Origin of the sequence: Pseudomonas sp. Au-Pse12 (assembly GCF_021341665.1) — a bacterium.
GTDB lineage: Bacteria > Pseudomonadota > Gammaproteobacteria > Pseudomonadales > Pseudomonadaceae > Aquipseudomonas.
The window spans coordinates 571,190-597,670 of the sequence record NZ_JAJTTH010000001.1; the positions used below are offsets into that span (position 1 = coordinate 571,190).

Genomic DNA, 26,481 nt, shown 5'->3' on the forward strand with positions numbered 1-26,481 from the left:
CCTCATTGTTCGCCGCCCAGGTGTCGGGCTCTTCAAGGAACCTCCCCATGACCTGTTACAGCCTCGATGGATTGACCCCCGTGGTCGACCCCAGTGCCTATGTGCATCCTTCAGCGGTGCTGATCGGTGACGTGATTGTCGGCGCCCATTGTTATGTCGGGCCCCTGGCCAGCCTGCGGGGCGATTTCGGGCGGATTGTCCTGGAAGAGGGGGCGAACCTGCAGGATACGTGCGTCATGCATGGTTTTCCCGACAGCGATACAGTGGTCGAGCGCAATGGCCACATAGGTCATGGCGCCGTGCTGCATGGCTGCCGGATCGGCGCCGATGCATTGGTGGGCATGAATGCGGTGGTGATGGACAACGCCCACATTGCGCCCCGCTGCATCGTTTCCGCCGCGGCGTTCGTCAAGGCCGGCTTCGAGTGCGCTGCGCAATCGCTGGTCATGGGCGCGCCAGCGCGGGTCACTCGCCAGCTCAGTGATGCTGAAGTGGCCTGGAAGCAGGCCGGCACCCGCGAGTATCAACAGCTGACCAGGCGTTGCCTGGAGCAGATGCAGGCCTGTGAGCCGCTGCGGGAGGTGGGGCCCGAGCGGCCACGGATCGGCCACAGCTCATTTCGCCCCAAGACTCGGCAATCACCCGGCCCGCTATGAACACCTGAAACCCGTTATATTCCTTCCTTTTCTACCGGTACATCCATGTCGTCCCTAGCGCCACTGAACCACCTGATCAAACGCTTCCAGGAACAGACCCCGATTCGCGCCAGTTCGCTGATCATTACCCTGTACGGCGATGCCATCGAACCCCACGGCGGCACGGTGTGGCTGGGCAGCCTGATTCAGTTGCTGGAGCCGATGGGGATCAATGAACGCTTGATCCGTACGTCGATTTTCCGCTTGAGCAAAGAGGGTTGGCTGAGTGCGGAAAAGGTCGGTCGGCGCAGCTACTACAGCCTGACCCTGACCGGGCGCCGGCGTTTCGACAAAGCCTTCAAGCGGGTGTACAGCGCCGGGGTGCCAGCCTGGGACGGTTCCTGGTGCCTGGTGATGCTCTCGCAGTTGCCCGTGGAGCTGCGCAAGCAGGTGCGCGAGGAGCTGGAGTGGCAGGGGTTTGGCGCGATGTCGCCGGTGTTGCTGGCCTGCCCGCGCAGCGATCGTGCCGACATTACCGCGACGCTGGTGGAGCTTGGCGCCCTGGAAGACACCATTGTCTTCCAGACCACGCCCGAAGATGTGCTGGGCTCCAGGGCCCTGCGCCTGCAGGTACGCGAAAGCTGGAACATCGATGAGCTGGCGGCCCACTACAGCGAGTTCATCCAACTGTTCCGCCCGCTCTGGCAGGCGCTGCGCGAGCAGGAGCAACTGCAACCGGAGGATTGCTTCCTGGCCCGGCTGCTGCTGATTCATGAGTACCGCAAATTGTTGCTGCGCGACCCGCAACTGCCCGATGAGCTGCTGCCCGGAGACTGGGAAGGGCGTGCGGCGCGCCAGTTGTGCCGCAATATCTACCGCTTGATCCAGGTGCGGGCCGAAGAATGGCTGGCGACGGCCCTGGAAAACGCCGACGGCCCGTTGCCGGATGCCGGTGAAAGCTACTACCGGCGCTTTGGCGGGCTGGTTTAGCCGGCGGTCGATGAGGGTTGGCTCGCCACTGGTGTGGCCCCGGGCGCTGAGACGCGTGCCGGGCATTTACCCGGCTGCCAAATAATCATTGACCTGCCAATTTGGCCTGATTAGGGTCGTGACGGTCATTTGTGCAACTAAGCCGGCAGTGTTTCAGCCTTGTTGCAGTTGAATGGTCGGCGCTTGAAGTTTGCATGTTGCACGATACAGGGAGCATGGCCAGGCACAGGTATTCGGTCTTGCAGGGAAAGCGGACAGATAAAGGAATTATCAATGAAGCGGATACGCAGTCTGGCTGCGAAGTTATGCCTGGGTTTTATCTTTGTTACTGGCGGCGGCTTGGCCATGGCTTCGCAACTGGTCCCCGCGCTGGGGCTGGCGAATGATCAATATGCCAAGTCTCCCGGGCCTTATGCAGTCAGTACCAATGCGGTTCTGAGTGATTGTCGTGGCCTGTTGGGGGTATTGGCCAGGGTCATGTTGCTGGACAACAGCATTCAATGTAATCAGTCGTTCCCCTATGGTTTTTCCAACCCGATTTCAACCAGCGTCTATTACCCCACCTCTATAAAACAGTTGGACAAGCTGCCGGTGGTCAACTTCGTGGGCGGCATTCTTTCCAACCAGGGGCAATACACCGAGTTGTTACGGTTGTGGGCGAGCTACGGTTTCATCGTGATTATTTCCGCCGACTTCATCAATACCGCGCCCACCATGCATGTGCTGGGGGCGCTGGAGCTGAGCAAACTCAATCAGGACCCGAGTTCGCCCTTGTTCGGCAAGGTCGATCTGTCGCGCACCATTGTGGCGGGGCATTCGGCGGGCGGCGGGGCGTCGATCCTGTCGGCCAGCTTGCTGCCGGAAACCTTGCAGGCGATTGACCCGCAACTGCGCTACATCGGTGCGTTGCCGATCGAGCCCGGGCCGATCGGGCTGGGATCCACGGTGAAGACGCCAACCCTGGTGCTCACTGGAGCGGCCGATGTGGTGGTCCCGGCCTGGGCCTGGCCGCGGTTGTGGCAGGGTGGGCTGATCAAGACGGTACCCGGCTGGAGCGCCACCGCCCACAACGCCACGCATTTCAGCCCGGTCAGAAGTATCAGGGAAAACGAGTTTGCCGGTATTACCACGGCCTGGCTGTTATATATCGGCAGGAATGATCCGGCTGCCAAGGAGTACTTTGTCGGCGAAGACTACAAGTTGGCACGAGACCCACAGTTCATTCGCCTGTTATTCAACCCGCTTCGGGTGCAGCGCAATGAGGTGGCCGATAGCCTTGAATAATGCGGTGGCGTGCTGCGTTATTGACGTGGCCATGGGCTAGCCATGAAGTCACTGCAATAACAATGTCACTGCATTGTTATGAAATGAATACCGTGCTTAGAGCGTTATGTTTCGCGCGGCAACCACAAGGACTCAATCATCCATGCCCAGCCTTTCACGCAGGAAGCTATTGCAGGCAGCTGCTATCGGTTCTTTCTTCTCATCCTTGCCGGCCTCCATTCGCCAAGCCCTGGCGATACCGGCGAACAACCGCACCGGGACGATCAAGGACGTAGAGCACGTGGTGATCCTGATGCAGGAAAATCGCTCGTTCGATCACTACTTCGGCACTTTTCCCGGGGTTCGCGGTTTCAGCGACCGCTTTACCATTCCCTTGAGCGGTCAGCGGGACATCTGGGAGCAGCAAGGCAAGGGCCGGCTGGTCATGCCTTATCACCTGGACAGCAGCAAGGGTAATGCCCAGCGGGTCAGCGGAACTCCGCATACCTGGGCGGATGCGCACTTGGCCTGGGGCGAGGGGCGCATGAACGCCTGGCCGACCCACAAGACCAACACCTCCATGGGCTACTACCGCGAGCAGGAGCTGCCATTCCAGTTCGCCCTGGCCAACACCTTTACCCTGTGCGATGCCTATCACTGTTCGGTACACGCCGGCACCAACCCCAACCGGCTGTTTCTCTGGACCGGCAGCAATGGCGCGAGTGCCGACCAGGTGGCGGCGGTGGTCAACGAGTGGGATGGCCCGGGGCCGGCGAATGTCGGTTACAACTGGAAGACCTATCCCGAGCGCCTGGAAGAGCAGGGCGTCAGCTGGAAGGTCTATCAACACCTGCCGGACAACTTTGGCGACAACCCGCTGGCGGGCTTCCGCCGCTTCCGTGCTGCCAGCGTGCAAGTAGGCAATCCGGCCCAGCCGCCGAAGGATTTCAACGCCTTCGTCCCCTACAGTGATGCGCTGAATGCGCTGGCGCCTCTGTACAAGGGCAATGGCAACACCTTGCCGGCCAGCACTGGCAGCAACCTGGAGGCGATCATTGGCGGCTTTCGCAACGATGTGCAGGCTGGCAAGTTGCCCCAGGTCAGTTGGATCGTTGCGCCGGCGGCCTATTCCGAGCACCCGGGGCCTTCGAGCCCGGTGCAGGGCGGCTGGTTCGCCCAGGAGATTCTCCTGGCGCTGACCAGCAATCCCGAGGTCTGGAGCAAGACCGTGTTGCTGCTGACCTACGATGAGAACGACGGTTTCTTCGACCATGTGCCGTCGCCATCCGCGCCTTCGCGGCGCAAGGACGGCAGCTTTGCCGGCAAGTCCACCCTGGGCTTTGACAACGAGTTGTTCACCCATCCGGCGCCCGCCGGTTCGACCCAGCAGCCCTTGCCCGACGGCGGGGTGTACGGGCCGGGGCCGCGCGTACCCATGCTGGTGCTGTCGCCCTGGAGTCGTGGCGGCTGGGTCAACTCGCAGGTGTTCGATCACACCTCGGTGCTGCAATTTCTGGAAAAGCGTTTTGGCGTGCGGGAACCGAACATCAGTGCCTGGCGTCGAGCGGTCTGCGGTGACCTGACCTCGGCCTTCAACTTTGTCGATCCCAACCACGAGACCCTTCCGGCGTTGCAGACCACCACTCGGCAGGCCGCTGACAGCCTGCGCCAACGCCAGGAAAAGCTGCTGCCGGTGCCATTGCCTGCCGCCGGCCAGCAATGGGCGCCGGAACAGAACCGCCTGGCCCGGCCTTCGCGGGCGTTGCCCTATCGCTTGCATGTCGACAGCCGGGTCGACTCCAGGGCGCGCACCCTGTCGCTGAGCCTGCAAAACACCGGAGAGCAGGGCGCGGTGCTGCATGTCTATGACGCCTTGCACCTGAGCGAAATTCCCCGTCGCTATACCGTGGAGGCCGGCAAGGCGTTGCAGGACAGCTGGTCGGTGCTGGAGCGCTATCAGCTCTGGGTGCTCGGCCCCAACGGTTATCACCGCAGTTTTCATGGCGATCTGAAAGTGCTGCAGCCTGAACTGCTGGTGACCACCGCCAGCCATCAGTTGCAGCTGAGCTTGAGCAATCCGAGCGAGCACGCGGTGTCGATCAGCATCGATCGTTGCCCTTATACCCAGCAGGGGCCCTGGACCTTGTCGGTGCCAGCCAGGGGAGAAGTGCGTCAGGTATTTGCCTGCCAGAGCAGCGGCGGCTGGTATGACCTGACGCTGCGCAGTGACGGTGGCTGGTTGCGCCGGGTTGCCGGGCGCCTGGAAAATGGCCAGCACAGTATCAGTGACCCGTTGATGGGCCGGGCATAAGGCCGTCGGTGTCAGTGCGGGTATTGCAATCGTCAGGAAGGGTAACGACAAAGGCAACTAATACCGGGAAGGTAAAGTTGTGGGGGAAGACTAAGTAGATAGCGTGCTTAGTTGTTTCTTTAAATAACGGATCACCCGTCCGGGTGATCCGTTAACAGCATCGCTTACTTGGGCATTGCCCAGGACTGCAAGGTGTAACCTTCCTGGCTCAGTTCGGCGCGGGCCTGTTTGAGCAGGTCTTCCAGCTGGGCTGGATCGGAGTAGGCACTGCTGGGAATCTGGGTGTGGCCAATACGGGTGCTGGTGCGGTCGATGACGGTCAGGCTGAGTTCGCCGTTACCGTCCTGTGGAGCCCAGGCCACGCATTGGAAAGGCTGGAATGCGCGGTCGGCGATCAAAAGTGCTTCGTTGATACGGAGCGGGGCGTTCATGGGGTCTTCTCTCTGTGTGCCCAATCAAATGATGTGCCGTCGGTTGGGCTTACCGTTCGGCTGGTTACTTGTACTGATGCATCGAGGTAGCACCCGGGTCACACGGAAAAACAAGTTTTTACAACTTTCGCGCATGAGCCTTGTGGCAGAGCCCTTAGTTGCGGGGCTTGGGGTAAAACACTGCGACAATCAGTCGCTCGGGCGGCTGATTAAAGTCCCGTGTTAGTTCTGTTGGCAATCGACACTATAAGCAATTGATACATAGCAGCGTCAAGTTCTTGCTAATGTTACAGCCAGGTTTTCCAAACCACTGTTTCTAATAACTTTTCCTATTTCTGGCGCCAAGGAACAGTCATGCTTGAAGCCCCCGTGCAGCGCCGTTTGCTGGTGGTCGATCCTTGTGACGACTGCCATCGGTTGTTACCCGGATTGCGCACCATAGGCTGGGATGTCGATAGCTGTGACTTGGAGTCCGCCCGCGAACGCAGCTGCGATGTCGGCCTGCTGCGCCTGCAACCTTTCCACCTGGAACGCCCGGAAGCGGTCAAGGACCTGATCAGCCGCAGCGGCACCGAGTGGATCGCGGTCTTGAGCCAGGAAGTGCTGCGCCTGCAAAAGGTCGGTGACTTCGTCTGCGAGTGGTTTTTCGATTTCCATACCTTGCCGTTCGATGTATCCCGGGTCCAGGTGACCCTGGGGCGGGCTTTTGGCATGGCGCGCCTGCGCGGCCAGGGCTCGATCCATGTGGACCAGCCCGAGCATGAATTGCTTGGCGACAGCCGGCCGATCCGCGATTTGCGCAAGCTGCTGGGCAAACTGGCCCCCACCGAGTCGCCGGTGCTGATCCGCGGTGAAAGCGGCACCGGCAAGGAATTGGTGGCGCGCACCCTGCATCGCCAGTCCCAGCGTCACGACAAGCCGTTTGTGGCGATCAACTGTGGGGCGATTCCCGAGCATCTGATCCAGTCCGAGCTGTTCGGGCATGAGAAGGGGGCGTTTACCGGCGCCCATCAACGCAAGATCGGGCGTATCGAGGCGGCCCATGGCGGCACCTTGTTTCTTGATGAAATCGGCGACCTGCCCCTGGAACTGCAAGCCAATCTGCTGCGCTTTCTCCAGGAGAAACACATCGAGCGCGTCGGTGGCAGTCAGCCGATTCCCGTGGATGTCCGGGTCCTGGCCGCGACCCACGTGGACCTGGAGGCGGCGATTATCAGCGGTCGTTTCCGTGAGGACCTGTACTACCGCCTGAATGTGCTGCAGGTGATCACTGCGCCGCTGCGCGAACGCCATGGCGACCTGGGCATGCTGGCCAGCCACTTTGCGCATTTATACAGCCAGGAAACCGGACGCCGGCCACGCAGTTTCAGCGAGGACGCGCTGATGGCCATGGGCAAGCATGAATGGCCGGGCAATGTCCGCGAACTGGCCAACCGGGTCCGGCGCGGCCTGGTGCTGGCCGAGGGCCGGCAGATCCAGGCCAGCGACCTCGGGCTGCTCGGCCTGCCCGCCCATGACGCCCCCATGGGCACCCTCGAAGACTACAAACACCGGGCCGAACACCAGGCGTTGTGTGATGTGCTGAACCGGCACAGCGACAACCTCAGCGTTGCGGCGAGGGTGCTGGGGGTTTCGCGCCCGACCTTCTACCGTTTGCTGCACAAGCACCAGATCCGCTAGGGCGGGGAGAAACGCCAAGGCCCGAGACGATTGGGGAATCGCCGCGGGCCTTGGCGTTTTCAGCCACTGGATCAGAAGTAGTACGGGAACTTCAGGCTGAAGGTAAAGTCCGGCGCGTCCTGGGTCATGCCCAGGGACAGGTTGGGCACGATGGTCAGGTGGTCGGTGGCGGCAATGGTCATGCCGACGTTGAAGTAGGCGGCGTTGGCATCGCTGGAGGTCACCGATTGCCAATCCTGACCGCTGTACTTGAGCTTGCTCTTCTTCTGTATCTGGTCAGACACAGAGAACGCCATGCTCATCTTTTCGTTGAGGGCGAAGGCTACCCCGGCGCCAATCTGGAAGCTGTCTCCCAGTTGCACCTTGCCCGGGACTTTCTCGCCGGCGTTGGAACTGATATCGCCGAACGACTCCTCCAGGTTGTGGGTGTAGGACAGGCTGCCGAACAGCACCGCCGGGTCGAACGTCTTGACCAGGGAGATGCCTGGGGTAATAGACCAGACACCATTACCGGTCGGCAGGCTTTCAGGCACCACCAGATTGTTGTTGCTGGGGTCCGGCTTGATGAACTTGATACCGAATGGGTCCTTGCCGGTGGGCGCCTTGACCCGCAGGCTGACCACGGCGTCAGGCAGGGAGTCGGATTCGTCGAGGAACTTGTAGGCGACCCCGACGTTGACATCACCCAGCGTCGGGTCGCGAGTGACGGTATTTTCCGATGTGGATTGGCCACTGCCGCCGTTGGCGCCCCCTGACTGGTACGTCGACTCGCGATAGATCACTGGCGCGTTTATATCGAACTGCCAGCGGTTGTTGAGGTTGTAGCGGGCGGTCAGGTCCAGGGTCCAGGTGTCGGACTTGATCCGGTCCAGGTTGATATTGCCCAGCAGGATCGAGTCCAGGGCCAGAAAGCCGTTGAGGGTCAATTGGCGGGTGTCGTAGCGGGCATAGGTGATGCCTGTCTCGACACTGAACTTGCCGCCGCCGAAGAAGCCACTGGCTTCGTCGTAGAGGTTGGTCACACTTTGCGCCGGCGTCGAATCATCCTTGAGCGACTGGCCGTAGCTGGCCCCGCCACCCGCAGCGCCCCCTGACGCTGCTGCGGCCCCTCTGCCGGCAACCTGTTGATTGCCCTTCAGGTCGGCGGGTGATTTTGCCAAGCGCTTGGGAGCAGGCGCCGCGGGTTGGTCTTCGACTTGCCGTACCCGTTGCTCCAACACTGCCAGCGCCTTCTGCTGCACTTCGTAACGTTGCTTCAGCTCCAGAAGTTCTTGTTTCAGGGTCTCTACGTCCGCCTCAGGCGCCGCTTGCAAGGCCGCCGCCGGAAATAGAGTGCTCAAACATACAACTGCGCGCAGTGAAACCGATCGATACATGAAATAAACCGTCCCTTGTGAACCCCAATGGTCGAAAAAAGCGTAGCTCAGAATTTCAAACTGCGTAGTCCGTTGAGTGTGGTCAGGTTGCAGTCCAGTGCCCCCTTGCTGGGGCCGTTGTTTTGCAGGACTACGTTGAGTTGGGTCAGGTTGCTGACCAGGTTGCTGTTACCCAGCAGCCGGGTGTTTTGCAGGACGTTGCCCTGGGCCACTTGCTGCAAGGTGCCGCCCTGGTTGGCACTGGCCAGAATGGCCATCTGGATCCCACCGTTGATCGCCGACACCGAGACACTGCCGGCGGCGTTGCTGCCGGTGATGGTCTGCCCATTGAGCAGGGCCTGGCCGGGGTTGTTGCTCAGGCCGGGCGCCTGGTTGGCTTCGCTGACATTGATGCTGACGTTGTTATAGGCGCTGTTGCCGTCACCGGCGGCGCGCACCACCTGGGTCACGCCCTGGCCGGTGCCCAGGCCAGCGCCACCGATCACGTTGCCAGTGCCTTGCGCGGGAGTACTACCGTTGCCCGTCTGGTTGATGGTGGTGACATAGAATTGCGGGGTGACGGTGGACTGCTGAATCTGCAGGGTGCTGGTGGCGCCAATCAGGTCGCCGCTGGCATTGCGCCAGGTACTGCTCATGACGATGCCGAAACTGATAATCCGTCCCGGCATCACATAACGCCCGCGCATCTGCGAGAGTTCCTGGTCCTGAACTTCGATGGGTTTGAAACCAGCATGGGCTGGAAGCGCTGCTGCCAGACAGGCCGCCGCCAGCCAGTATGAAGTCTTCATCTGCTGCTCCCGGAGCGTCCTGCCCCCCTTTATCGTTACGCGCTCCTACTAGAAGAAGTCGCTCTGGATGAAACCGAAATCCATCAGTTCCGCGTCTTTGACCGGGTAGAAGGTGTCGAGCTTGTTTTTCGCGGTCAGCGGGGCGGGCGGGTCGAGCAAGGCATTGGCCTTGTCATAGCCCGGGCCGATGATGGCAAAGACGATACCGTTCCAGCCTTTGACGAAGTCTTCATGGGTGTAGCGTTTGTGACCCAGAACCGGATCACCGATGTAGACCCAGTCTTTCTGGGCCCGCTGCATCACCACGAAGTGCTTGTAGCCGCGAATTTCCATCAGGACGACCACCGGAATGGTCACTGCCTCGAGCTTTTCCGGAGGAATCCGGTAGCCCCTGGCGCGCATGCCGATGCTTTCCGCGTAGCGTTTCATGTCAAGCATCGAGAAGCCCTGAGTCTGAACCAGCTTCTGGTCCGAATTCATCAGCATGCCCTTGATCACTTGTTCCTCGTTGACATCCAGCCAGTAGGCCTGGCGCAGGATGGTTGCCAGCGCCGCGGCGCCGCAACTGAAGTCGGTTTTCTGTTCGACGATGTCGCTGAATTTGCGCTCACGCACACTCTGGACTTTCTTGAAGATCAAGCCGCCGCCCGCCAGTCCGGCCACGGCCATCTCAGCCGCGTACACGGGGCCGCAAAGGCTCAACAGTAGAATGATGATCGCAGTACGCATGATCGTTACGCCTGATGAGACTGTGGAAAAGCCCCGTTTCCGGGGCTTTCGTTACGATTGCGACTACATGCAGGCTTTGCAGCCGGCGGCAATGGACAGCGAGTTGCTTTGTTGGTTGCCGACGCCGGCCGAGACGTTGGCGCCACCGTTGCCGGAGAAGCCGTTCATCGAGTTGGTCATGCTGGCGTTGTTGATCACTGGGTTTTTCCAGCCGTCTTTGGTCAGCACTTGCTGGGTCCAGTAGCCAGCCAGTTCGATGGTGCCTTGTTCCTTGAAGGTGAGTTTTTGATCGTCGTTGCCGTGGCCTTTGTTGTCGCCATAGCCATGACCGCTGTGATCGTCGCCGCCTTCGATCTTGCCGCTGCCGGTGCCTTTGTAGGTGCCGGAGGCTACGAAGCCGCCAGTGAGGGTGTCTTTTTTGTAGGCCTGGACACCTTTGTTATCCACCACCAGGTTGGTGGAGGTTTGGTTGGCCGAGGCGGCGGCGGTGGCTACACGACCACCGGACACGGCGATCGCCAGGTTGTTTTTCTGTTGGTTGAAGTCGCCGGCGGTGACGTTGACGCCGATGTTGCCGGAGCCGTTGTTGCCGGAGTTGTTCATCGTCGCGTTGTTTTGGGTCGACGAGTTTTTCACGTAGTTGTTGTTGTTGACCTGGGTGGCGCTGGAAGCGGCCACGGCGCTGCCGAAGATGAAGCTTTCGTCAGCGGTTGCCAGGGCGGCGGCGTTGTCTTGTTGGTTGCCGTCGCCGGCGGCGACGTTGGCGCCCATGTTGCCGTTGGAGCTGTTCAGGGAGTTGTCCATCTTGGCGTTGTTGTTGGTGCCCTGGTTTTTCACCACGTTGGTGTTGCTGTTCTGCACGTCGATCACTGCAGCACCGGCCCCGGCGGTGATTTGCAGCAGGGTGTTGAGGTCTGGGCCCTGATTGCCATGGTCATGGTCATGACCGCCGTTGTGACCGTTGTTGTTACCACCTGCCTGAGCAGCCATTGCCATGATGGCGGCCAGTGCGAAAACCAGTGGTTTGAGAGCCATTGTGGGTTTCATGGTGTTTCTCCGGTGCTTATTAGTTGGTTAAGTGTTGGTACTTTCTAATTGCACTGCGAGGGGTCAGTCTGCGACCCGTATGCTCAGGGTGTTAGCCATGCGGTTCCCCACCCCGGCACTCTGGTTCACCTGAATCACCCCACGGCTGCCGGTGAAGGCCTGGTCGCTGGTAACGACCTGGCGGCTGCCTTGCTGAGGGTCAGATGCGCCCGAGCTTGGTAACAGCGCGACGTTCTGCTGTGAGAGCGCGCTGTCGTCGATGCTCTGCGGATTGGCGCTGATGCTGATCCGCAAGGCATTGACCATCTGGTTGTTGGCCCCGGACGACTGGTTGACACCCAGTGCGCCGTTGCCATTGCTGAAAGAGTGGCCGCCGATGGTGCTGCTGGCATTGACCGAGCGATCGGCTGGCGTGGTGATTTTCTGGGTCACGCTGGTACTGGCCTTGGCGTTGGTACCGATGGCGATGGCCCGCACGTTGGTTTGCTGTTGCTGGTCGCCGGCGGCCTGGTTGATGTTGAGGTTGCCGGTGTAGCCCGAGCCGGAATTGTTCAGGGTCGCGGTGTCCTGAACCTGAGTGGCGCTATCGGCCATGGCTGAGGTGCAGGCCAGCACGGCGAGAAAGAGCAGTGAGCGCTTCATCTTAGTGGCCTCCGATGTTACTCAACGGCGCCATGCCGGAACTGATGGAGCGGTTGATCGACCCGGAGATCGACGCGCCCGAGCCGCCACCGTGGCCAGCGCTCATGCCGGGCAGGCCATTGGGATTGGTGACCACGTTGAGGCCGGCGACGCCGGTGCCATCGGGCATCACGGCGCCGCGAACCAGCGACCCGCTGTTGACCCCGGCGAACTCGCTGTCGCTCATTTCGCTGTTGAGCGTGCCGGCGACAAACCCCGACGGGTTGGCATTGACTGTGGTGGGGTTGGGGTCGCGGTTCAGGGGGCGACCGATAGGGGTGGGGTGCACTTGGCGTTCAAGAACGATTTCGCCATTGCCTGCCGCCAGAACCGGAAGGCTGTACACCGCGCTGATGGTGCAACCGATCAGCAGTAGGCGGGTGAAACGAATGTTCAGAGTCCCCACGGCGGTCTTCCTTCTTCTCAGTGCTGGCCCTAGTCAGCGTTGCGAGGAAGAGAGCAGAAGCCGTGCCGCTTTTGATTTTCTGTTTGGATTCAATGGTTTGCCAGGGCATTGGGGCCGCCTCTGGCCTGACTGTTTCAAGGTTGAGACAGTTCGCCATGCCGGCCAATCGCCACAGCCTTGGTAATGCTCTGGAACAAGGGTTGCTGAGGGGCTGTATCAGTGGCGTAACAGTTTTTCCGGGGCAGGGCGCAGGCCCCGCAAATGACGGCCTGATCGCCGCAAGAGTGTTTCAGGAATGGACACTTTGCGCTCGGGCCGCCTCGTCGCATCAGTCCTGCAGCAGCTCCTGGACCAGGGTGAATGCCTGTTGCCGCCGCGCCTGCCAATCACCGCGAATCACTCGGTAGGTTTGCCGGTGACGTTCCAGCCAGTGCCGGGTGTCGGCAAAGAACGCCTGGCGTTGCGCCAGTTGCGGCTGACAGCGCTGGCCGTCATCCGTCCAGGCCACATCCTCCGGCGACAGCAGCAGGTGCAGGTCGTAATGGCGGGCCAGCAGCTGCGGTTCCAGCCAGGGTGGGCAATCGCCGAACAGGGTCTGGCTCCAGAGCAGGTTGCTCAACAGGTGAGTATCGAGAATCAGCAGCTCGGGCTGTTGCGCGCGAGCCTGGTCTTCCCAGGCCAGTTGGCCACGGGCGATTTGCGGGATGTCCGCCAGGCAGGTGTCGCGGCAGTGTTGCTCGATAAAGTGGCGCACGTACTCGCCGACCTGGAGGCCGCCGAAGTGCGCTTGCAGCTCGGCCGCCAGCCAGCTCTTGCCACTGGACTCGGGGCCGGTGAGAACCAGGACCTTCACGATTGCAGGGCCGGGTCGGCGCGCCAGGTGCGCCAGCCCTGGACCGCCAGCAGGGTGAACAGGGCGTACAGCGCTGCGGTCAGGTAGAGCTCCTTGTAGACGAACAGGCCGACGAAGATCACGTCCACGGCAATCCACAGTGGCCAGCACTGCACGCGCTTCTGTGCCATCCACCACTGGGCCACCAGGCTGAAGGCGGTCAGTGCCGCGTCCAGCCAGGGCTGCGCGGCGTCGGTCCAGTGGGCCATGGCCGCGCCCAGCAACAGGCTGCCGAGTGCGCCCAAGGCCAGGCCCTGGAGCAGCCCCGCGGACTGCAACTGGCTGACCGGGCGCCCCTGGTGCTGCTCGCCACCGCGGGTCCACTGCCACCAGCCGTAGAGCTGCAGCACCGCGTAGACCACCTGCAGGAGCATGTCGGAATAGAGTTTGACCTCGTAGAAGATCCAGCTGTACAGCAGCACCATGACCAGGCCGATGGGCCAGCACCAGGGGTTCTGTTTGACCGTCAGCCAGACGGCGATCACGCCGAGCGCGGCGGCAAACAGTTCAAGCCCGGACATGACGGTTCCTTGGGGAAGTGGAGAAGGGGGCGGATTGTACCCAGAGTCGGCCCCGGGCGTTAGCCCGGGGCCTTGGGTTCAGGCGTGACTCAGACGCGAAATTGCCGCAGCAGGCCGTTGAGCTGTTCCGACAGTTCCTTGAGGTGCCGGCTGGCGGCGCTGGAGTGCTGGGCCGCCAGGGCGGTGCCCTGGGACAGCCCGGCCGCCTGGCCGACGTTATGGTTGATGTCTTCCACCACATGCGCCTGTTGCAGGGTGGCGCTGGCAATCGAGGCGTTCAGGCCGTTGAGGGTGCGCAGCGCCTGGCCGATGGCGTTGAGGCTGGTACCGGCCAACCCGGCCTGCTCGATGGTCAGCTGTGAAGCCCGGCTGCTGTCGCCGATGACCTTGACCGCCGCTTCCGAGTGATTCTGCAGGCGTTCGATCATGCCCTGGATTTCCGCAGTGGACTGCTGGGTGCGCTGGGCCAGCAGGCGCACCTCGTCGGCCACCACGGCGAAGCCGCGCCCTTGTTCCCCGGCCCGGGCCGCCTCGATGGCGGCGTTCAGGGCCAGCAGGTTGGTCTGTTCGGCAATCGAGCGGATCACCTCCAGCACCGTGCCGATCTGGGTGCTTTCCGCTGCCAGGGTACGAATCACTTCCACGGCCTGGTCGATGGTGCCCGAGAGCTGGTCGATCTGCTGCAGGCTGCCATCGATGTTGATCTGGCCCTGCTGGGCCTGGGCCTCGGCCTCGCGCACCTCGGTGGCGGCGTGTTCGGCGTTGCGCGCCACGTCCTGGACGCCGCTGGTGACCTGACTGATGGCGGCTGCCACCTGTTCCATCTGCTGGGACTGCTGCTGGCTGCGCTCCTGGGCTTCGCTGGCGTTGCTGCCCAGCTCGCTAGAGGACTGCTCCAGCGCCGCGGCGCTGGATTGCAACTGCATCACCACGCCGCGCAACTTGGCGGTAAACCCGTTGAAGTGCCTGGCCAGCTCGGTGACCTCGTCCTGGCCATGGGTGTCGAGGCTGCGGGTCAGGTCGCTTTCGCCGCTGGCGATGTTGGCCATGGCGTGCACGGTTTCGCGAAGCGGGCTGACAATGCTGCGCACAATCAGCACCACCAGGGCGGCCATCAGCAGGGCGATCACCAGGCCAATGGACGAGGCGCGCAGGACCTGAGCGTAGAACTCGTCCTGCAGGTCATCGATATAGACGCCAGAACCGATGATCCAGCCCCAAGGCTGGAACAGCTGTATATAGGAGGTTTTCTGGACCGGCTGCTGGGCTCCGGGCTTGGGCCAGCGATAGTCCACCATGCCGCCGCCCTTGGCCTTGGCCAGGGCGACCATTTCGTTGAACACCTCGAAGCCGTCCGGGTCCTTGACTGCGGCGAGGTTTTGCCCGTCCAGCTTGGGGTTGGCCGGGTGCATGATCATCACCGGCGTCAGGTCATTGATCCAGAAATAGTCGTTCTGGTTGTAGCGCAGCCCGCGAATCGCTTGCAGCGCTTGTTTCTGCGCCTGATCGCGGCTCAGGCTGCCGGCGGCTTCCAGGCCCTGGTAATAATCCAGCACGCCCGCGGCGGTCTGCACCACATGCTGGGTTTTCTGCGCCTTGGCCAAGTACAGGTCCCCATGAATCTGCTTGAGCATCATCACGCCCAGGGTCACCAGGGTCAGCACCGCCACGATCAGGATCAGCCACAAACGCTGACTGATGGACATCTTGCGTAAGCTATTCATCATCCGGTCACTCCAGATTCTTGTTCTTGTCATAAAAGGCCGAGAGCATCGAAGCATGCTGGCCTTCCAGCGCCAACCCTACGGAAGTCCAATAACATCGCGACGCGTTTTGCGCCTGTCTGTTAGGATTTCGGCGCTTTGCCCGAAAACCTGAACCCATGTCGAAATTTCACAGAATTTTCATTGGTTTATGTTGATCTTACGGGCGCCGAATTCTCGGCTAGGCTCGATGCGACAAACGTTTTGACCACTTAAAAAAGAGGCATGCCACGAGCATCGCCTTATGGGGGATTGATGGATCTTTGGACCGCCGCACAGGCACTGATACTCGGGATCGTAGAAGGCCTGACCGAGTTTTTGCCCATCAGCAGTACCGGGCACCAGATTATTGTGGCTGACCTGCTCGACTTCGGTGGCGAGCGGGCCATGGCCTTCAACATCATTATCCAGCTGGGGGCGATTCTCGCGGTTGTCTGGGAATTCCGGCGCAAGATCATCGATGTGGTGATCGGCCTGCCCAGCCAGCCCAAGGCCCAGCGCTTCACGGTCAACCTGCTGATCGCGTTCTTCCCGGCCGTGGTATTGGGGGTGATCTTCGCGGACCTGATCCACGCCTACCTGTTCAACCCCATCACGGTGGCCACGGCGCTGGTGGTTGGCGGCGTCATCATGCTGTGGGCCGAGCGTCGGCAGCACCAGGTGCACGCCGAGACGGTCGATGAAATCACCTGGAAGGACGCACTGAAGGTCGGTTGTGCCCAGTGCCTGGCGATGATCCCGGGCACTTCGCGTTCCGGCTCGACCATTATCGGTGGCCTGCTGTTCGGCCTGTCGCGCAAGACCGCCACCGAGTTTTCGTTCTTCCTGGCCATGCCCACCATGGTTGGGGCCGCGGTGTATTCCGGCTACAAGTACCGCCATCTGTTCCAGCCCGATGATTTCCCGGTGTTCGCCATCGGTTTCGTCACGGCCTTCATCTTCGCCATGATCGCGGTCAAGGGCCTGCTGAAGTTCATTGCCAGCCACAGCTACGCGGCCTTTGCCTGGTATCGCATCGCTTTTGGCCTGCTGATCCTGGCGACCTGGCAGTTCGGCTGGGTCGACTGGGCGGCGGCCAAGTCGTGAGTGCGGGCCGTCGTGGGCAGGGCGCCGTTGGCGGCACAAGGCTCGAGTATGCGCGGGCCAAGCTGCTGCTATTGATGCTGCTCTGCGCGTTGCCGCTGTTCGGGTCGCTGTCGTTGTGGTGGAAGGGGATATCGGTCATTCCCCTGGTCGCCTACGGCGCGGTCAGCCTGCTGACGTTTCTGCTGTACTGGCACGACAAGCGCCGGGCTCGGGCCGAAGGCCGGCGCATTCCGGAAAACGTCCTGCATGCCCTGGAGCTGGCCGGCGGCTGGCCAGGGGCCTTGCTGGCCCAGCAACTGCTGCGCCACAAGACCCGCAAGGTCTCCTACCAGACGCTGTTCTGGCTGATCGTGGCCCTGCACCAGGTCTACTGGATTGACCGGCTGTTCCTGGAAAACAGCCCGCTGAGCCTGTTCTAGAGCAACAGGCCGACCTGGGCCCGCTTGGGCAGCTTACCCACCACCAGTTGGTGGGAGCGCTGCAGCAGCGCTTCGAGTTCCGCGGCGCCCAGCGGGTAGGGCGTACTCATGATGATCCAGTGCGCGCGGGCCAGGTAGGGCGCCGGGGCGATGCCGGGACGGTCGACGTGGCCGAGAAACAGTTCCTGGTCGACCTTGAAGGCCAGGGAGCTGCCCCGCAGGTTCTGCAGCGCGAACATCTTGCTGCCGGCAATCGAGAACACCCGCACGCCGCCCCATTTATAGTCTTCGCGCGCGCCCGGCAGGCCCAGGCAGAACTGCGCCACTTGTTGTTCGTTCAGGGTTGGGTTTTTCACAGCAGTCGTTCTCCGCAGCCTTCGAAGGATTCACTCAGGTGTTCGATCCAGGCGCGCACGGCCGGCATCACACCCCGGCGGTGAGGATACACGGCCTGCAGCCAGCCGCCGGGCAATGACCATTGCGGCAGCATCTGTACCAGTTGGCCGCTGGCCAGTTCCTCCTCGCAATACAGCATCGGCAGCACGGTACAGCCCAGGCCGGCGAGGGCACAGGCGCGGCGGACGATGAAGTCGTCGATGCCCAGGCGCGCTTCCAGTGCCAGGTCGCAAGCCTGGCCTTGCTGGTCCAGCAGGCGCAGGTGCACCAGCCGGTCAGCCTCCAGGGCACCGAGAATCGGCAGGCGCCGCAAGTCTTCCGGGTGTTCCACCGGGTGCTCGCGGAGGAAGGCCGGCGTGGCCACGATTGCGGTCTGCGCGCGGCGCAGGCGCCGGGTGACCAGCAGCGGGTCCTCGTCACCCTGTTCGCGTACCCGCAGGGCCACGTCGACGCCCTCGTTGATCAGGTCGACACGGCGGTTGAGCAGGAGCATTTCCAACTGCACCTGGGGGTATTTCTGCAAAAAGGTGCTGACCAGGGGCGTCATCAGTTCGTGGGCCAGGCCCACCGGGCTCGATACCCGCAGGCGACCCCGCGGTTCGCTGGCCATGCTGGCCACGGCTTCGTCGGCCATTTCCGCTTCCAGCAGCATGGCCTGGCAGTGGCGCAGGTAACGCTCGCCCACGGTGGTCAGGCTCAATTGCCGGGTGGTGCGTTGCAGCAACCGGGCGTTCAGGCGCTCTTCAAGCTCGGCGATACGCCGCGACAGGCGCGATTTGGGAATGCCCAGCAAACGCCCGGCGGCGGCGAAGCCTCCGGCTTCCACCACCTTGGCAAAGTAATAAAGGTCGTTGAGGTCTTGCATGATGGCTTGGCTCGACTGTCCTGTTGATGGGACGAACTATCGCATTTATGCCGACTAATCAGCTATTGGTTTCATGTGTAGGATTGCCCACATCCGATCGCCCAGTGGCGGTCCTCACTAGGAGATCCCAGATGAAACTCTTGCATATCGATTCCAGCATCCTTGGTGACAACTCGGCCTCCCGTCAGCTCAGCCACAGTGTGGTCGAGGCCTGGAAAGCGGCTCATCCGGACACCGTGGTGACCTACCGCGACCTGGCCAATGACGCCATCAGCCACTTTTCCGCGGCAACCCTGGTCGCCGCCGGCACCGCCGCTGAGCTGCGTGACGCCGCCCAGAAACACGAAGCCGAGCTCAGCGCCCAGGCCCTGGCTGAATTCAAGGCCGCCGACACCGTGGTGGTGGCGGCGCCGATGTACAACTTCACCATCCCGACCCAGCTCAAGGCGTGGATCGACCGCATCGCCGTGGCCGGTGAGACTTTCCGCTACACCGAAGCCGGGCCTGAAGGCCTGTGCGGGGGCAAGAAAGTGATTGTGGTGTCCACTTCCGGTGGCCTGCATGTCGGCCAAGCCAGCGGTGTGGCTCACGAGGATTACCTGAAAGTGATGTTCGGATTTTTCGGCATCAGCGATATCGAATTCGTCCGCGCCCATGGCCTGGCCTACGGTGAAGAGGTGCGCAGCAAAGCCATGAATGATGCCCAGGCACACATCAGCCAGCAGTTGTTCGCCGCCGCGTAAGGCTTGTGTAAAGAGCCGTTGCTGCACCGCAAGGGCCACTAAACTCTGTATTCTGCTCGCCACTTGGCGCGGGCAGGGTACGGAGTTTTTTTATTGTGCTGTTCAGAGGTTCTGGCCCGGGTTATGCAGTGCAAGGAGCAATGCTCCCTTGTTGTGCATCCGTGGTAACGGCATGCTCCAGCCGCAATGCCTTGACGGCAAGGGATGACAGGGGAGAGCGGTGTTCTCGATCCAGCGGTAGAGGTGGGCGAGCGATGAAACGTCTTAGTGCAATGTTACTGATCTGCCTGCTCAGCAGCCTGCTTTCGGTGCAGGCCGCCCCCGCGCCCCATCCGCATTGGAGCGTGGGGTTCCATGAGATGACGTTTCTCGACCCCCTGGACCTGCACCCGATGCGCGCCATCGCCTTTTACCCGTCCACCGGCATCGAGCACGACAGCCAGCTTGAGGGCTATCGGATTGCCGCTTCGCGGGACGCGAAAATCGCCATCGGCCGCTTTCCGATGCTGATGCTGTCCCACGGCAACACCGGCACCCCGCTGGCGCTGCACGATCTGGCCACCTCCCTGGCGCGCAAGGGCTTTGTGGTGGTGGCGGTGATCCATCCCGGCGACAACTCCAAGGACCACAGCCGTCTCGGCACCCTGAGCAACCTCTACGGGCGGCCGATCCAGATTTCCGAAGCCATTACCGCGACCCTGGGCGACCCGATGCTGTCGCCCTTCGTCAATGCCGACCAAGTGGGGGTGATCGGTTATTCCGCCGGTGGCGAGACCGCGTTGATTCTGTCCGGAGCCACGCCGGACCTGGATCGCCTGCGGCGTTACTGCCAGGAGCGCCCCGATGACCGCGATGCTTGCAACACCCAAGGCGAGCTGATTGTCGATCGCGACGACCTGCAACCGGTGGCCGATCCGCGGGTGCATGCCCTGATGCTGCTGGCGCCGCTGAGCCTCAAGTTCGGTCGTCAAACCCTGGCCGGGGTGCATGTACCGGTGCTGCTCTACAGTGGCGATGGCGACAAACTGGTGGCCCTGGACAAGAACGCCGCCGCGCTGGCCCGCAAGCTGCCGGTGGCGCCGGACTTCAAGCTGCTGGCCGGCGCCGGGCACTTCGTGTTCATGGCGCCTTGCACCGCCGAGCAACTGGCGGCAATGCCGGCGCTGTGCACCGATGCCGACGGCGTCGACCGCGAGGACATCCACCGCAACCTGATTTTCGAAGCCGGCAACTTCTTCGCCCACACCCTGGGCCGGCCAAGCCGGGCCGGGATGCAGACTGCCGACCAGTGACTCAGGCGCCGGCCCGGCGCTTGAGCATCAGGGTCAGGCCCAGGCCGGTCAGCGCGAGCAGGGCGGCGCAGAAGAAGATCCACGAGTACCCCAGGTTCAACGCCACCGCACCCATCAGCGGCCCGGCGATGGCCAGCGCCAGGTCAAAAAACACCGCATAGGCACTCAGGCCCGCGCCGCGGCTGCTGTTGGGCACCTGCTTGATGGCTTCCACGCCCAGGGCCGGGTAGACCAGCGACAGGCCGAACCCGGTCAGCCCGGCGCCCACCAGGGCCCAGCCGGTGGAAGGCGCCAGCCATAGCAGCGCCAGGCCCAGGGTTTCGACGCACATGCAGGCGATCGCCGAGCGGAAACCGCCAAAACGGCTGATGCAGGAGATGAACAGCAGGCGCGAAAAGATAAAGCACACGCCGAACACCGTCAGGCAATAGGCCGCGCCGGTCCAGCCGCGGCTCAAGTAGAACAGGGTAATAAAGGTGGTCAGGGTGCCGTAGCCGATGGAGGCCAGGCTGAGGCTTGCGCCAAACGGCGCAATGCGCCCGAACACGGCCCAGAACGGCAGGCGCTCACCGCGAATCACCGGCACCGAGGGTTTGTTGCGGATCAGCAGCAACGCCAGGATCGCCAGGCTCGATAGCGCAAGGCCGAGGCTGGCGAAACCGTATTGCTGGACCATCACCACCCCCAGCGGAGCGCCGATGGCAATTGCACCGTAGGAGGCAATGCCGTTCCAGGAAATCGACCGCGCGGTGTGCTCCGCGCCGACCTGGCCCATGCACCAACTGATGGTGCCCACGCCGATCAGGCCTTGAGCCACCCCCAGCAGCAAGCGCCCACCCAGCAGCACGGCAAGGCTCAGTGACGGCCACTGGACGAGCAACACTGAAACCAGGGTCAGCAGCCCGCTGAGGAGAATCCCCAGCAAGCCGTAGATGATCGAACGCTTGGTGCCCACATTGTCCGACATGCGGCCGGCCATGGGCCGACTGAGCAGCGTGGCCAGGTACTGCGCGCCAATGGTCAGCCCGGCGACCACCGCACTGAAGCCCAACTGTTCGTGGACATAGCCTGGCAACACCGCGATCGGCAGGCCGATGCACAAGAAGGCGATAAAGGTATAGAAGACGATGGAGACGATCTGCAGGGTGATCGCCATGGAGCTTTGAGCGGGCGTTTGTGGCTCGGGCATGAAGGCTCGTTCGCGGGCGGCGGTTAGAGGCCTGCATCATCGCGTGCCGCGAAAATAAAAGAAAGCAGGCTAACTATCTGCACAAAAAAAGCCCCGTCACGCTGGACGTAATGCTGTTCACTTAAGCGGCCGAACGAAGAATTTCGCAGGCAGGGGGGCTTGTTGTGGTGACAAGGCTTGTTGTGGCGAGGGAGCTTGCTCCCGCTCGGCCGCGTAGCGGTCGTAAACCTACCGGCGCGGTTTATCAGGCTCACCGCATAGACGCTACTGGGGGCGCTGCGCACCCCAGCGGGAGCAAGCTCCCTCGCCACAGGGTAATGCTGTGCACTTGAGTGGCAGAACGAAGGATGTCTCTTTTGGGGCGGCAGCGAAGCCCAAAAAAACGGCGCTTGCTCATCTTGAGGAAGCGCCGTTTTTTGTTAAGTGAACAGCATTACGTCTCGCTGGACGGGGCATTTTTCTTGCCGCTTGAAGCGTGCCGCGGCTTTTAGAACATCACACCCTGGCTGCGCAGGTAGTCGTCGTAGGTGCCGCTGAAGTCGGTCACGCCGCTTGGGCTCAACTCGATGATGCGGGTGGCCAGGGACGATACGAACTCACGGTCGTGGCTGACGAAGATCAGGGTACCCGGGTAGTTTTCCAGGGCCAGGTTCAGCGCCTCGATGGATTCCATGTCCAGGTGGTTGGTCGGTTCATCCATCACCAGCACGTTGGGCTTTTGCAGGATCAGCTTGCCGAACAGCATGCGGCCTTGCTCACCACCGGAAATCACCTTCACCGACTTGAGGATCTCGTCGTTGGAGAACAGCATGCGGCCCAGCGTGCCGCGGATCATCTGCTCGCCCTGGGTCCACTGGCCCATCCAGTCGAACAGGCTGACGTCGTCTTCGAAGTCATGCGCGTGGTCTTGAGCGTAGTAGCCCAGTTCGGCGCTTTCGGTCCACTTGACGGTACCCGCATCCGGCGTCAGCTCGCCCACCAGGGTACGCAACAGGGTGGTCTTGCCGATGCCGTTGGGGCCGATGATCGCGACGCGCTCGCCGGCTTCGACGGTGAAACTGAAGTTCTGGAACAGGGTCTTGCCATCGAAGCCCTTGGACATGCGCTCCAGGGTCACCGCCTGGCGGTGCAGCTTCTTGGTCTGTTCGAAGCGGATGAACGGGCTGACGCGGCTCGATGGCTTGACTTCGGCCAGTTGGATCTTGTCGATTTGCTTGGCCCGGGAAGTGGCCTGCTTGGCTTTCGAGGCGTTGGCCGAGAAGCGGCTGACGAAGGTCTGCAGCTCGGCGATCTGGGCTTTCTTCTTGGCGTTGTCCGACAGCAGCTGCTCGCGGGATTGGGTCGCGGCGATCATGTACTCGTCGTAGTTGCCCGGGAACAGGCGCAGCTCGCCGTAGTCCAGGTCGGCCATGTGGGTGCAGACACTGTTAAGGAAGTGCCGGTCGTGGGAAATGATGATCATGGTGCTGTTACGCGCCGTGAGAATGTTTTCCAGCCAGCGGATGGTGTTGATGTCCAGGTGGTTGGTCGGCTCGTCCAGCAGCAGTACTTCCGGATCGGAGAACAGCGCCTGGGCCAGCAGCACTCGCAGTTTCCAGCCTGGAGCGACTTCGGTCATCGGGCCGAAATGCTGTTCCAGGGGAATGCCCAGGCCCAGCAGCAATTCACCGGCGCGGGATTCGGCGGTGTAGCCGTCCATTTCGGCGAATTCGGTTTCCAGCTCGGCCACGGCCATGCCGTCTTCTTCGGTCATTTCCGGCAGCGAGTAGATGCGATCGCGCTCGGCCTTGACCTTCCACAGCTCCTCGTGGCCCATGATCACGGTGTCGATCACGGTGAATTCTTCGTAGGCGAACTGGTCCTGGCGCAGTTTACCCAGGCGCACGTTGGGCTCCAGCATGACCTGGCCGCCGGATGGCTCGAGGTCGCCACCGAGGATTTTCATGAAGGTCGACTTGCCGCAACCGTTGGCGCCGATCAGACCGTAACGGTTGCCACCGTTGAACTTGACCGAAACGTTCTCGAACAGTGGCTTGGCGCCGAACTGCATGGTGATGTTAGCTGTGGAGATCAATTACTTACCTACCAGTGATTTAGCGCCGACCTGAATCCACAGAGCGTGACCTGGAGTTTTCCAGGTCGGACCGGTCTGGATGTGGAACTGAGCCAGCGGGCGTACGTCGAGCGCAACATTCCGGCCGCGAGGCCAGGTTGCTGAGCAAAGAGTGCGGGGTGCATGTTGGAATTTGTGCGCATTGTCGCATATGTAAACGAGCAGTTGTATGACGCACGGACAGGGATTTTAGCTCGGGTGGCCGATGTTCAAGCGCCGTTGGCCACGACATCCACCTCCAGCACGCTTTCCATGAATTGTTGCAAGTGCGCTGCCGCTTCCGCCGGCGCGGCCTGGAGCAGGCAATGGGGCGCCTCGATTTCGGCCAGTCGTGCATCGCTGCGCCACTGCAAGACCAGCGCTGAAGCTGATTGCGGTACGAGCCGATCGCGTCGAGCACGCAGATACAGCAGTGGCACTCGGGTGCTCGCCAGCGCCTGGCACAGGTCCACGCTGATCACCGCTTGCAGGCGCGCCTGCAACACGGGGGGCGTCACCTGGGCAATGGCTGCCGCCACGGCCTGACGCAGCGACGGCGTGGAAAAACCGCCCAGCAGCAGGGCATCCAGCGGCCAGAAGGGCAAGCGCTGCACGGGGAGTACCTTGAGCAGCGGCTGCAAGGGCGCCAGGCGAGGGCGTGGATTGCGCACAAAGCTGCTGCACAGCACCAGGCCGATCAGCCCCCGCGGCTGCCGGGCCGCCACGCTTACCGCCACCGGGCCGGAAAAGGATTCACCCAGCAGAATGAAACGCCGCGCGGTCGGCAACTGCGCTATCACGCGTTCCACCAGGGCCGGATAGTCCAGAGGCTGATCGCCGGGATAGCGCAGCACCTGTACCGGCCACCGCGGGTCCAGGGCCTGGAGCAGCGGATCGAACAGGGTGCCGGTGCCGTCCATGCCCGGCAGCAGGACCAGGGTTGGCGCAAGAGTGGGGTCGATCAAGTCAGCGATCCTTGCCGGGAAGAAGAGGGGCAGCGGCGCGCAGAATACCTCGGCCAAGCGCCACTACACAGTCGCCTGAAAGCACGCAATGGCTCTGGCCAGCATTTATTGAGCTGAATCAACAGGCCGCGCAATACCCACATATTCCAACGAAAGCACCGCAGCTTTTAACAAATATGAGTTAACCATTGGTTACAAACTGTGGCTAAAATGCCAGCCGACGGCCAGATGCCGAGGCTCGGACCTGCGACGAAGGGTGTCGCCGGTTACGCTTTTTTCAACTCAGACGCTGCCACTTGCCTTTGGCCTTCCGGGCTTTCAGAGGCGCAGCATGTTCTCTTCTGAAGTGTGACGATTTCCGTGAAACTCATCATTGCCGCTGTATACGTTTTATCCATTGCGTACGTACACCTGCGGGGGCGCGTGCGCCATAAACTGGGGCGCCAACTCAGTGATCACTCGACCTTCCTGGCGCCCATCAACTGCTTCCTCTACCTGTTCTCCAAGTACCCCAACCGGCCGTACCTGGATCCGGCCGACTTCCCGGAAATGAACAAGCTGCAGGAACACTGGGAAGAAATCCGTGCCGAAGGCCAGAATCTGCTGCAGGCTGGTGAGATCAAGCGTTCGGACCAGTACAACGATGTCGGTTTCAACTCGTTCTTCAAGACCGGTTGGAAGCGCTTCTACCTGAAGTGGTACGGCGACAGCCATCCTTCGGCGATGAAGCTGTGCCCGCGCACCACCGAACTGGTGCAGAGCATCGGCTCGATCAAGGCGGCGATGTTCGCCGAACTGCCACCCGGTTCGCGCCTAGTCCGCCACCGCGACCCCTATGCCGGTTCCTACCGCTATCACCTGGGGCTGTCGACGCCGAACAACGAAGGCTGCTTCATCGAGGTCGACGGCGAGCGCTATCACTGGCGCGACGGCGAAGCGGTGATGTTCGACGAGACCTACATTCACTACGCGGAAAACACCACCGAGCAGAACCGCATCATTCTGTTCTGCGACGTCGAGCGGCCGATGAAGTATCGCTGGGCCGCGGCGTTCAATGGCTGGTTCAGCCGCACCGTGATGTCTGCCGCCGGGTCGCCCAATGACGCGGGCGACAAGACCGGTGGCCTCAACCGCGCCTTCAACAAGCTGTACAAGATCCGCCTGCGGGGCAAGGAGCTGAAAAAGCGCAACCGCACGCGTTACTACCTGGAAAAATGGGCGATCTTCGCTGCATTGCTGCTGCTGTTCATCTACATCTGATCTGCCCATTCCGCACTTGGCCTGCACCGGCGTCCGGTTGCGGGCAGGTGTGGGAGCTGGCTTGCCAGCGAACGCCCCTCAAGCCCGAGGCCAGGATCGGCGGCCTCTTCACCGGCAAGCCGGCTCCTGCGGATGGCGCGAGCGCGGAGACCGGGTGTTACATGTTCTGAAGGATTATTTAATTAACAAAGCCGAACCCTGGGCGTAGCGTGGAATCGTATTCGATACCTTGTCGCTTCTCAGGAGGCTTGTGATGAACAGTCTGGCTCGCGGCTTTGCCGCATTTATCGCGCTGGCTTGAGCCAGCGGCGCCGCCTGGGCCGCCAGCCCTGAAACACCTCCTTCCAATGCGCTGCAAGGTCCCTTGCAACTGGCGCAGAACCTGCCCAACAGCGGCAACAACACCCCCTACAGCAACCCGATCCGCCGGGCCAACCCCAACAGCATGCAGGGCACCCAGCCCAGCAGTCCGCCGGTACGCGGCCCCAGCACGGTGCCCAGCGTTCGCCCGCCAACCCTGGAAAACGGTGGTATCGGCAATGGCTACCCGCGTGGCGGGGCGCAGCCGCCGAACCCTGATCCCCGTGTGCAGAATCCTCGTGATAACGACCCCAGCCACCGGCGCTGAAGCGTGCGGCTGACAAACCGGTGGCCAACTGCT

The 26,481-nt window shown here is 61.9% G+C and carries 26 protein-coding genes; 11 read left to right on the top strand and 15 right to left on the bottom strand.

Annotation, left to right across the window (positions count from 1 at the left end):
* The first annotated feature begins 47 nt into the window (after window positions 1-47).
* The 4 genes from paaY to LXM55_RS02530 all read left to right on the top strand — a co-directional run bounded on the left by paaY (window position 48) and on the right by LXM55_RS02530 (window position 5,199).
* Window positions 48-656, top strand: coding sequence for a phenylacetic acid degradation protein PaaY (gene paaY / locus LXM55_RS02515; RefSeq protein ID WP_233318309.1), 609 nt, complete (start codon window positions 48-50; stop codon window positions 654-656).
* Window positions 657-701: 45 nt separating this feature from the next.
* On the top strand, window positions 702-1,625 hold the full coding sequence (gene paaX / locus LXM55_RS02520; RefSeq protein WP_233318310.1) for a phenylacetic acid degradation operon negative regulatory protein PaaX: 924 nt from the start codon (window positions 702-704) through the stop codon (window positions 1,623-1,625).
* Between the two features lie 273 nt (window positions 1,626-1,898).
* Entirely contained in the window at window positions 1,899-2,909 is a 1,011-nt protein-coding gene (locus LXM55_RS02525) for a poly(ethylene terephthalate) hydrolase family protein (protein ID WP_233319018.1), read from the top strand.
* Window positions 2,910-3,051: 142 nt separating this feature from the next.
* Window positions 3,052-5,199, top strand: a complete 2,148-nt coding sequence (locus LXM55_RS02530) for a phosphocholine-specific phospholipase C (protein ID WP_233318312.1) — start codon at window positions 3,052-3,054, stop codon at window positions 5,197-5,199.
* 164 nt (window positions 5,200-5,363) lie between these two features.
* Here the strand turns inward: LXM55_RS02530 and LXM55_RS02535 are convergent, their stop codons facing one another.
* The gene (locus LXM55_RS02535) at window positions 5,364-5,630 is read right to left on the bottom strand and encodes a hypothetical protein (RefSeq protein ID WP_233318314.1); all 267 of its coding nucleotides are present in this window, start codon (window positions 5,628-5,630) and stop codon (window positions 5,364-5,366) included.
* A 354-nt stretch (window positions 5,631-5,984) separates the two neighbouring features.
* Here LXM55_RS02535 and LXM55_RS02540 point away from each other — a divergent pair, with 354 nt between their 5' ends.
* A complete protein-coding gene (locus LXM55_RS02540; protein ID WP_233318316.1) occupies window positions 5,985-7,310 on the top strand; it encodes a sigma-54 dependent transcriptional regulator in 1,326 nt (441 codons plus the stop codon).
* Window positions 7,311-7,381: 71 nt separating this feature from the next.
* Here the strand turns inward: LXM55_RS02540 and LXM55_RS02545 are convergent, their stop codons facing one another.
* The 9 genes from LXM55_RS02545 to LXM55_RS02585 all read right to left on the bottom strand — a co-directional run bounded on the left by LXM55_RS02545 (window position 7,382) and on the right by LXM55_RS02585 (window position 15,474).
* Entirely contained in the window at window positions 7,382-8,686 is a 1,305-nt protein-coding gene (locus LXM55_RS02545) for a hypothetical protein (protein ID WP_233318318.1), read from the bottom strand.
* 47 nt (window positions 8,687-8,733) lie between these two features.
* Window positions 8,734-9,474, bottom strand: a complete 741-nt coding sequence (locus LXM55_RS02550; protein ID WP_233318320.1) for a hypothetical protein — start codon at window positions 9,472-9,474, stop codon at window positions 8,734-8,736.
* A gap of 48 nt (window positions 9,475-9,522) precedes the next feature.
* The gene (locus tag LXM55_RS02555; protein WP_233318322.1) at window positions 9,523-10,203 is read right to left on the bottom strand and encodes a C39 family peptidase; all 681 of its coding nucleotides are present in this window, start codon (window positions 10,201-10,203) and stop codon (window positions 9,523-9,525) included.
* A 63-nt stretch (window positions 10,204-10,266) separates the two neighbouring features.
* Complete coding sequence (locus LXM55_RS02560) at window positions 10,267-11,250, bottom strand: heme utilization protein (RefSeq protein ID WP_233318324.1); 984 nt, start codon at window positions 11,248-11,250, stop codon at window positions 10,267-10,269.
* A gap of 63 nt (window positions 11,251-11,313) precedes the next feature.
* Window positions 11,314-11,892: an adhesin gene (locus LXM55_RS02565; RefSeq protein WP_233318326.1), complete on the bottom strand. Its 579-nt coding sequence runs from the start codon at window positions 11,890-11,892 to the stop codon at window positions 11,314-11,316.
* Between the two features lies 1 nt (window position 11,893).
* Window positions 11,894-12,337: a hypothetical protein gene (locus LXM55_RS02570; RefSeq protein ID WP_233318328.1), complete on the bottom strand. Its 444-nt coding sequence runs from the start codon at window positions 12,335-12,337 to the stop codon at window positions 11,894-11,896.
* A 328-nt stretch (window positions 12,338-12,665) separates the two neighbouring features.
* Complete coding sequence (locus LXM55_RS02575; RefSeq protein ID WP_233318330.1) at window positions 12,666-13,190, bottom strand: AAA family ATPase; 525 nt, start codon at window positions 13,188-13,190, stop codon at window positions 12,666-12,668.
* The gene (gene pnuC / locus LXM55_RS02580; protein ID WP_233318332.1) at window positions 13,187-13,750 is read right to left on the bottom strand and encodes a nicotinamide riboside transporter PnuC; all 564 of its coding nucleotides are present in this window, start codon (window positions 13,748-13,750) and stop codon (window positions 13,187-13,189) included. Before pnuC ends, LXM55_RS02575 begins: the two co-directional genes overlap by 4 nt.
* Before the next feature lie 89 nt (window positions 13,751-13,839).
* Window positions 13,840-15,474: a methyl-accepting chemotaxis protein gene (locus tag LXM55_RS02585; protein ID WP_233319020.1), complete on the bottom strand. Its 1,635-nt coding sequence runs from the start codon at window positions 15,472-15,474 to the stop codon at window positions 13,840-13,842.
* A gap of 294 nt (window positions 15,475-15,768) precedes the next feature.
* Here LXM55_RS02585 and LXM55_RS02590 point away from each other — a divergent pair, with 294 nt between their 5' ends.
* Together LXM55_RS02590 and LXM55_RS02595 are read left to right on the top strand one after the other, a co-directional pair.
* Window positions 15,769-16,599, top strand: a complete 831-nt coding sequence (locus tag LXM55_RS02590) for an undecaprenyl-diphosphate phosphatase (protein ID WP_233318333.1) — start codon at window positions 15,769-15,771, stop codon at window positions 16,597-16,599.
* Window positions 16,596-17,018 (top strand): DUF1294 domain-containing protein, encoded by a 423-nt coding sequence (locus tag LXM55_RS02595; protein ID WP_233318335.1) that lies wholly within the window; start codon window positions 16,596-16,598, stop codon window positions 17,016-17,018. The genes LXM55_RS02590 and LXM55_RS02595 overlap by 4 nt, the downstream gene beginning before the upstream one ends.
* Here LXM55_RS02595 and LXM55_RS02600 read toward each other — a convergent pair.
* Together LXM55_RS02600 and LXM55_RS02605 are read right to left on the bottom strand one after the other, a co-directional pair.
* Window positions 17,015-17,359: an MmcQ/YjbR family DNA-binding protein gene (locus tag LXM55_RS02600; RefSeq protein WP_233319022.1), complete on the bottom strand. Its 345-nt coding sequence runs from the start codon at window positions 17,357-17,359 to the stop codon at window positions 17,015-17,017. The genes LXM55_RS02595 and LXM55_RS02600 overlap by 4 nt on opposite strands.
* 11 nt (window positions 17,360-17,370) lie before the next feature.
* The gene (locus LXM55_RS02605) at window positions 17,371-18,279 is read right to left on the bottom strand and encodes a LysR substrate-binding domain-containing protein (protein ID WP_233318337.1); all 909 of its coding nucleotides are present in this window, start codon (window positions 18,277-18,279) and stop codon (window positions 17,371-17,373) included.
* Window positions 18,280-18,410: 131 nt separating this feature from the next.
* On the opposite strand from LXM55_RS02605, the gene LXM55_RS02610 reads away from it, so the two are divergent.
* Window positions 18,411-19,022: an FMN-dependent NADH-azoreductase gene (locus tag LXM55_RS02610; protein ID WP_233318340.1), complete on the top strand. Its 612-nt coding sequence runs from the start codon at window positions 18,411-18,413 to the stop codon at window positions 19,020-19,022.
* Window positions 19,023-19,276: 254 nt separating this feature from the next.
* Window positions 19,277-20,314, top strand: coding sequence for an alpha/beta hydrolase family protein (locus LXM55_RS02615; RefSeq protein WP_233318342.1), 1,038 nt, complete (start codon window positions 19,277-19,279; stop codon window positions 20,312-20,314).
* Window position 20,315: 1 nt separating this feature from the next.
* Here LXM55_RS02615 and LXM55_RS02620 read toward each other — a convergent pair whose 3' ends face one another.
* From LXM55_RS02620 to LXM55_RS02630, 3 genes are all read right to left on the bottom strand, one after another.
* Entirely contained in the window at window positions 20,316-21,503 is a 1,188-nt protein-coding gene (locus LXM55_RS02620; RefSeq protein ID WP_233318343.1) for an MFS transporter, read from the bottom strand.
* Window positions 21,504-21,990: 487 nt separating this feature from the next.
* The gene (locus tag LXM55_RS02625) at window positions 21,991-23,577 is read right to left on the bottom strand and encodes an ABC-F family ATPase (RefSeq protein WP_011061394.1); all 1,587 of its coding nucleotides are present in this window, start codon (window positions 23,575-23,577) and stop codon (window positions 21,991-21,993) included.
* A 248-nt stretch (window positions 23,578-23,825) separates the two neighbouring features.
* The gene (locus LXM55_RS02630) at window positions 23,826-24,560 is read right to left on the bottom strand and encodes an alpha/beta fold hydrolase (protein WP_233318345.1); all 735 of its coding nucleotides are present in this window, start codon (window positions 24,558-24,560) and stop codon (window positions 23,826-23,828) included.
* A gap of 360 nt (window positions 24,561-24,920) precedes the next feature.
* On the opposite strand from LXM55_RS02630, the gene lpxO reads away from it, so the two are divergent.
* Both lpxO and LXM55_RS02640 read left to right on the top strand, forming a co-directional pair.
* A complete protein-coding gene (lpxO, locus tag LXM55_RS02635; RefSeq protein ID WP_233318347.1) occupies window positions 24,921-25,820 on the top strand; it encodes a lipid A hydroxylase LpxO in 900 nt (299 codons plus the stop codon).
* Between the two features lie 352 nt (window positions 25,821-26,172).
* The gene (locus LXM55_RS02640) at window positions 26,173-26,448 is read left to right on the top strand and encodes a hypothetical protein (RefSeq protein WP_233319024.1); all 276 of its coding nucleotides are present in this window, start codon (window positions 26,173-26,175) and stop codon (window positions 26,446-26,448) included.
* Window positions 26,449-26,481: the final 33 nt, after the last annotated feature.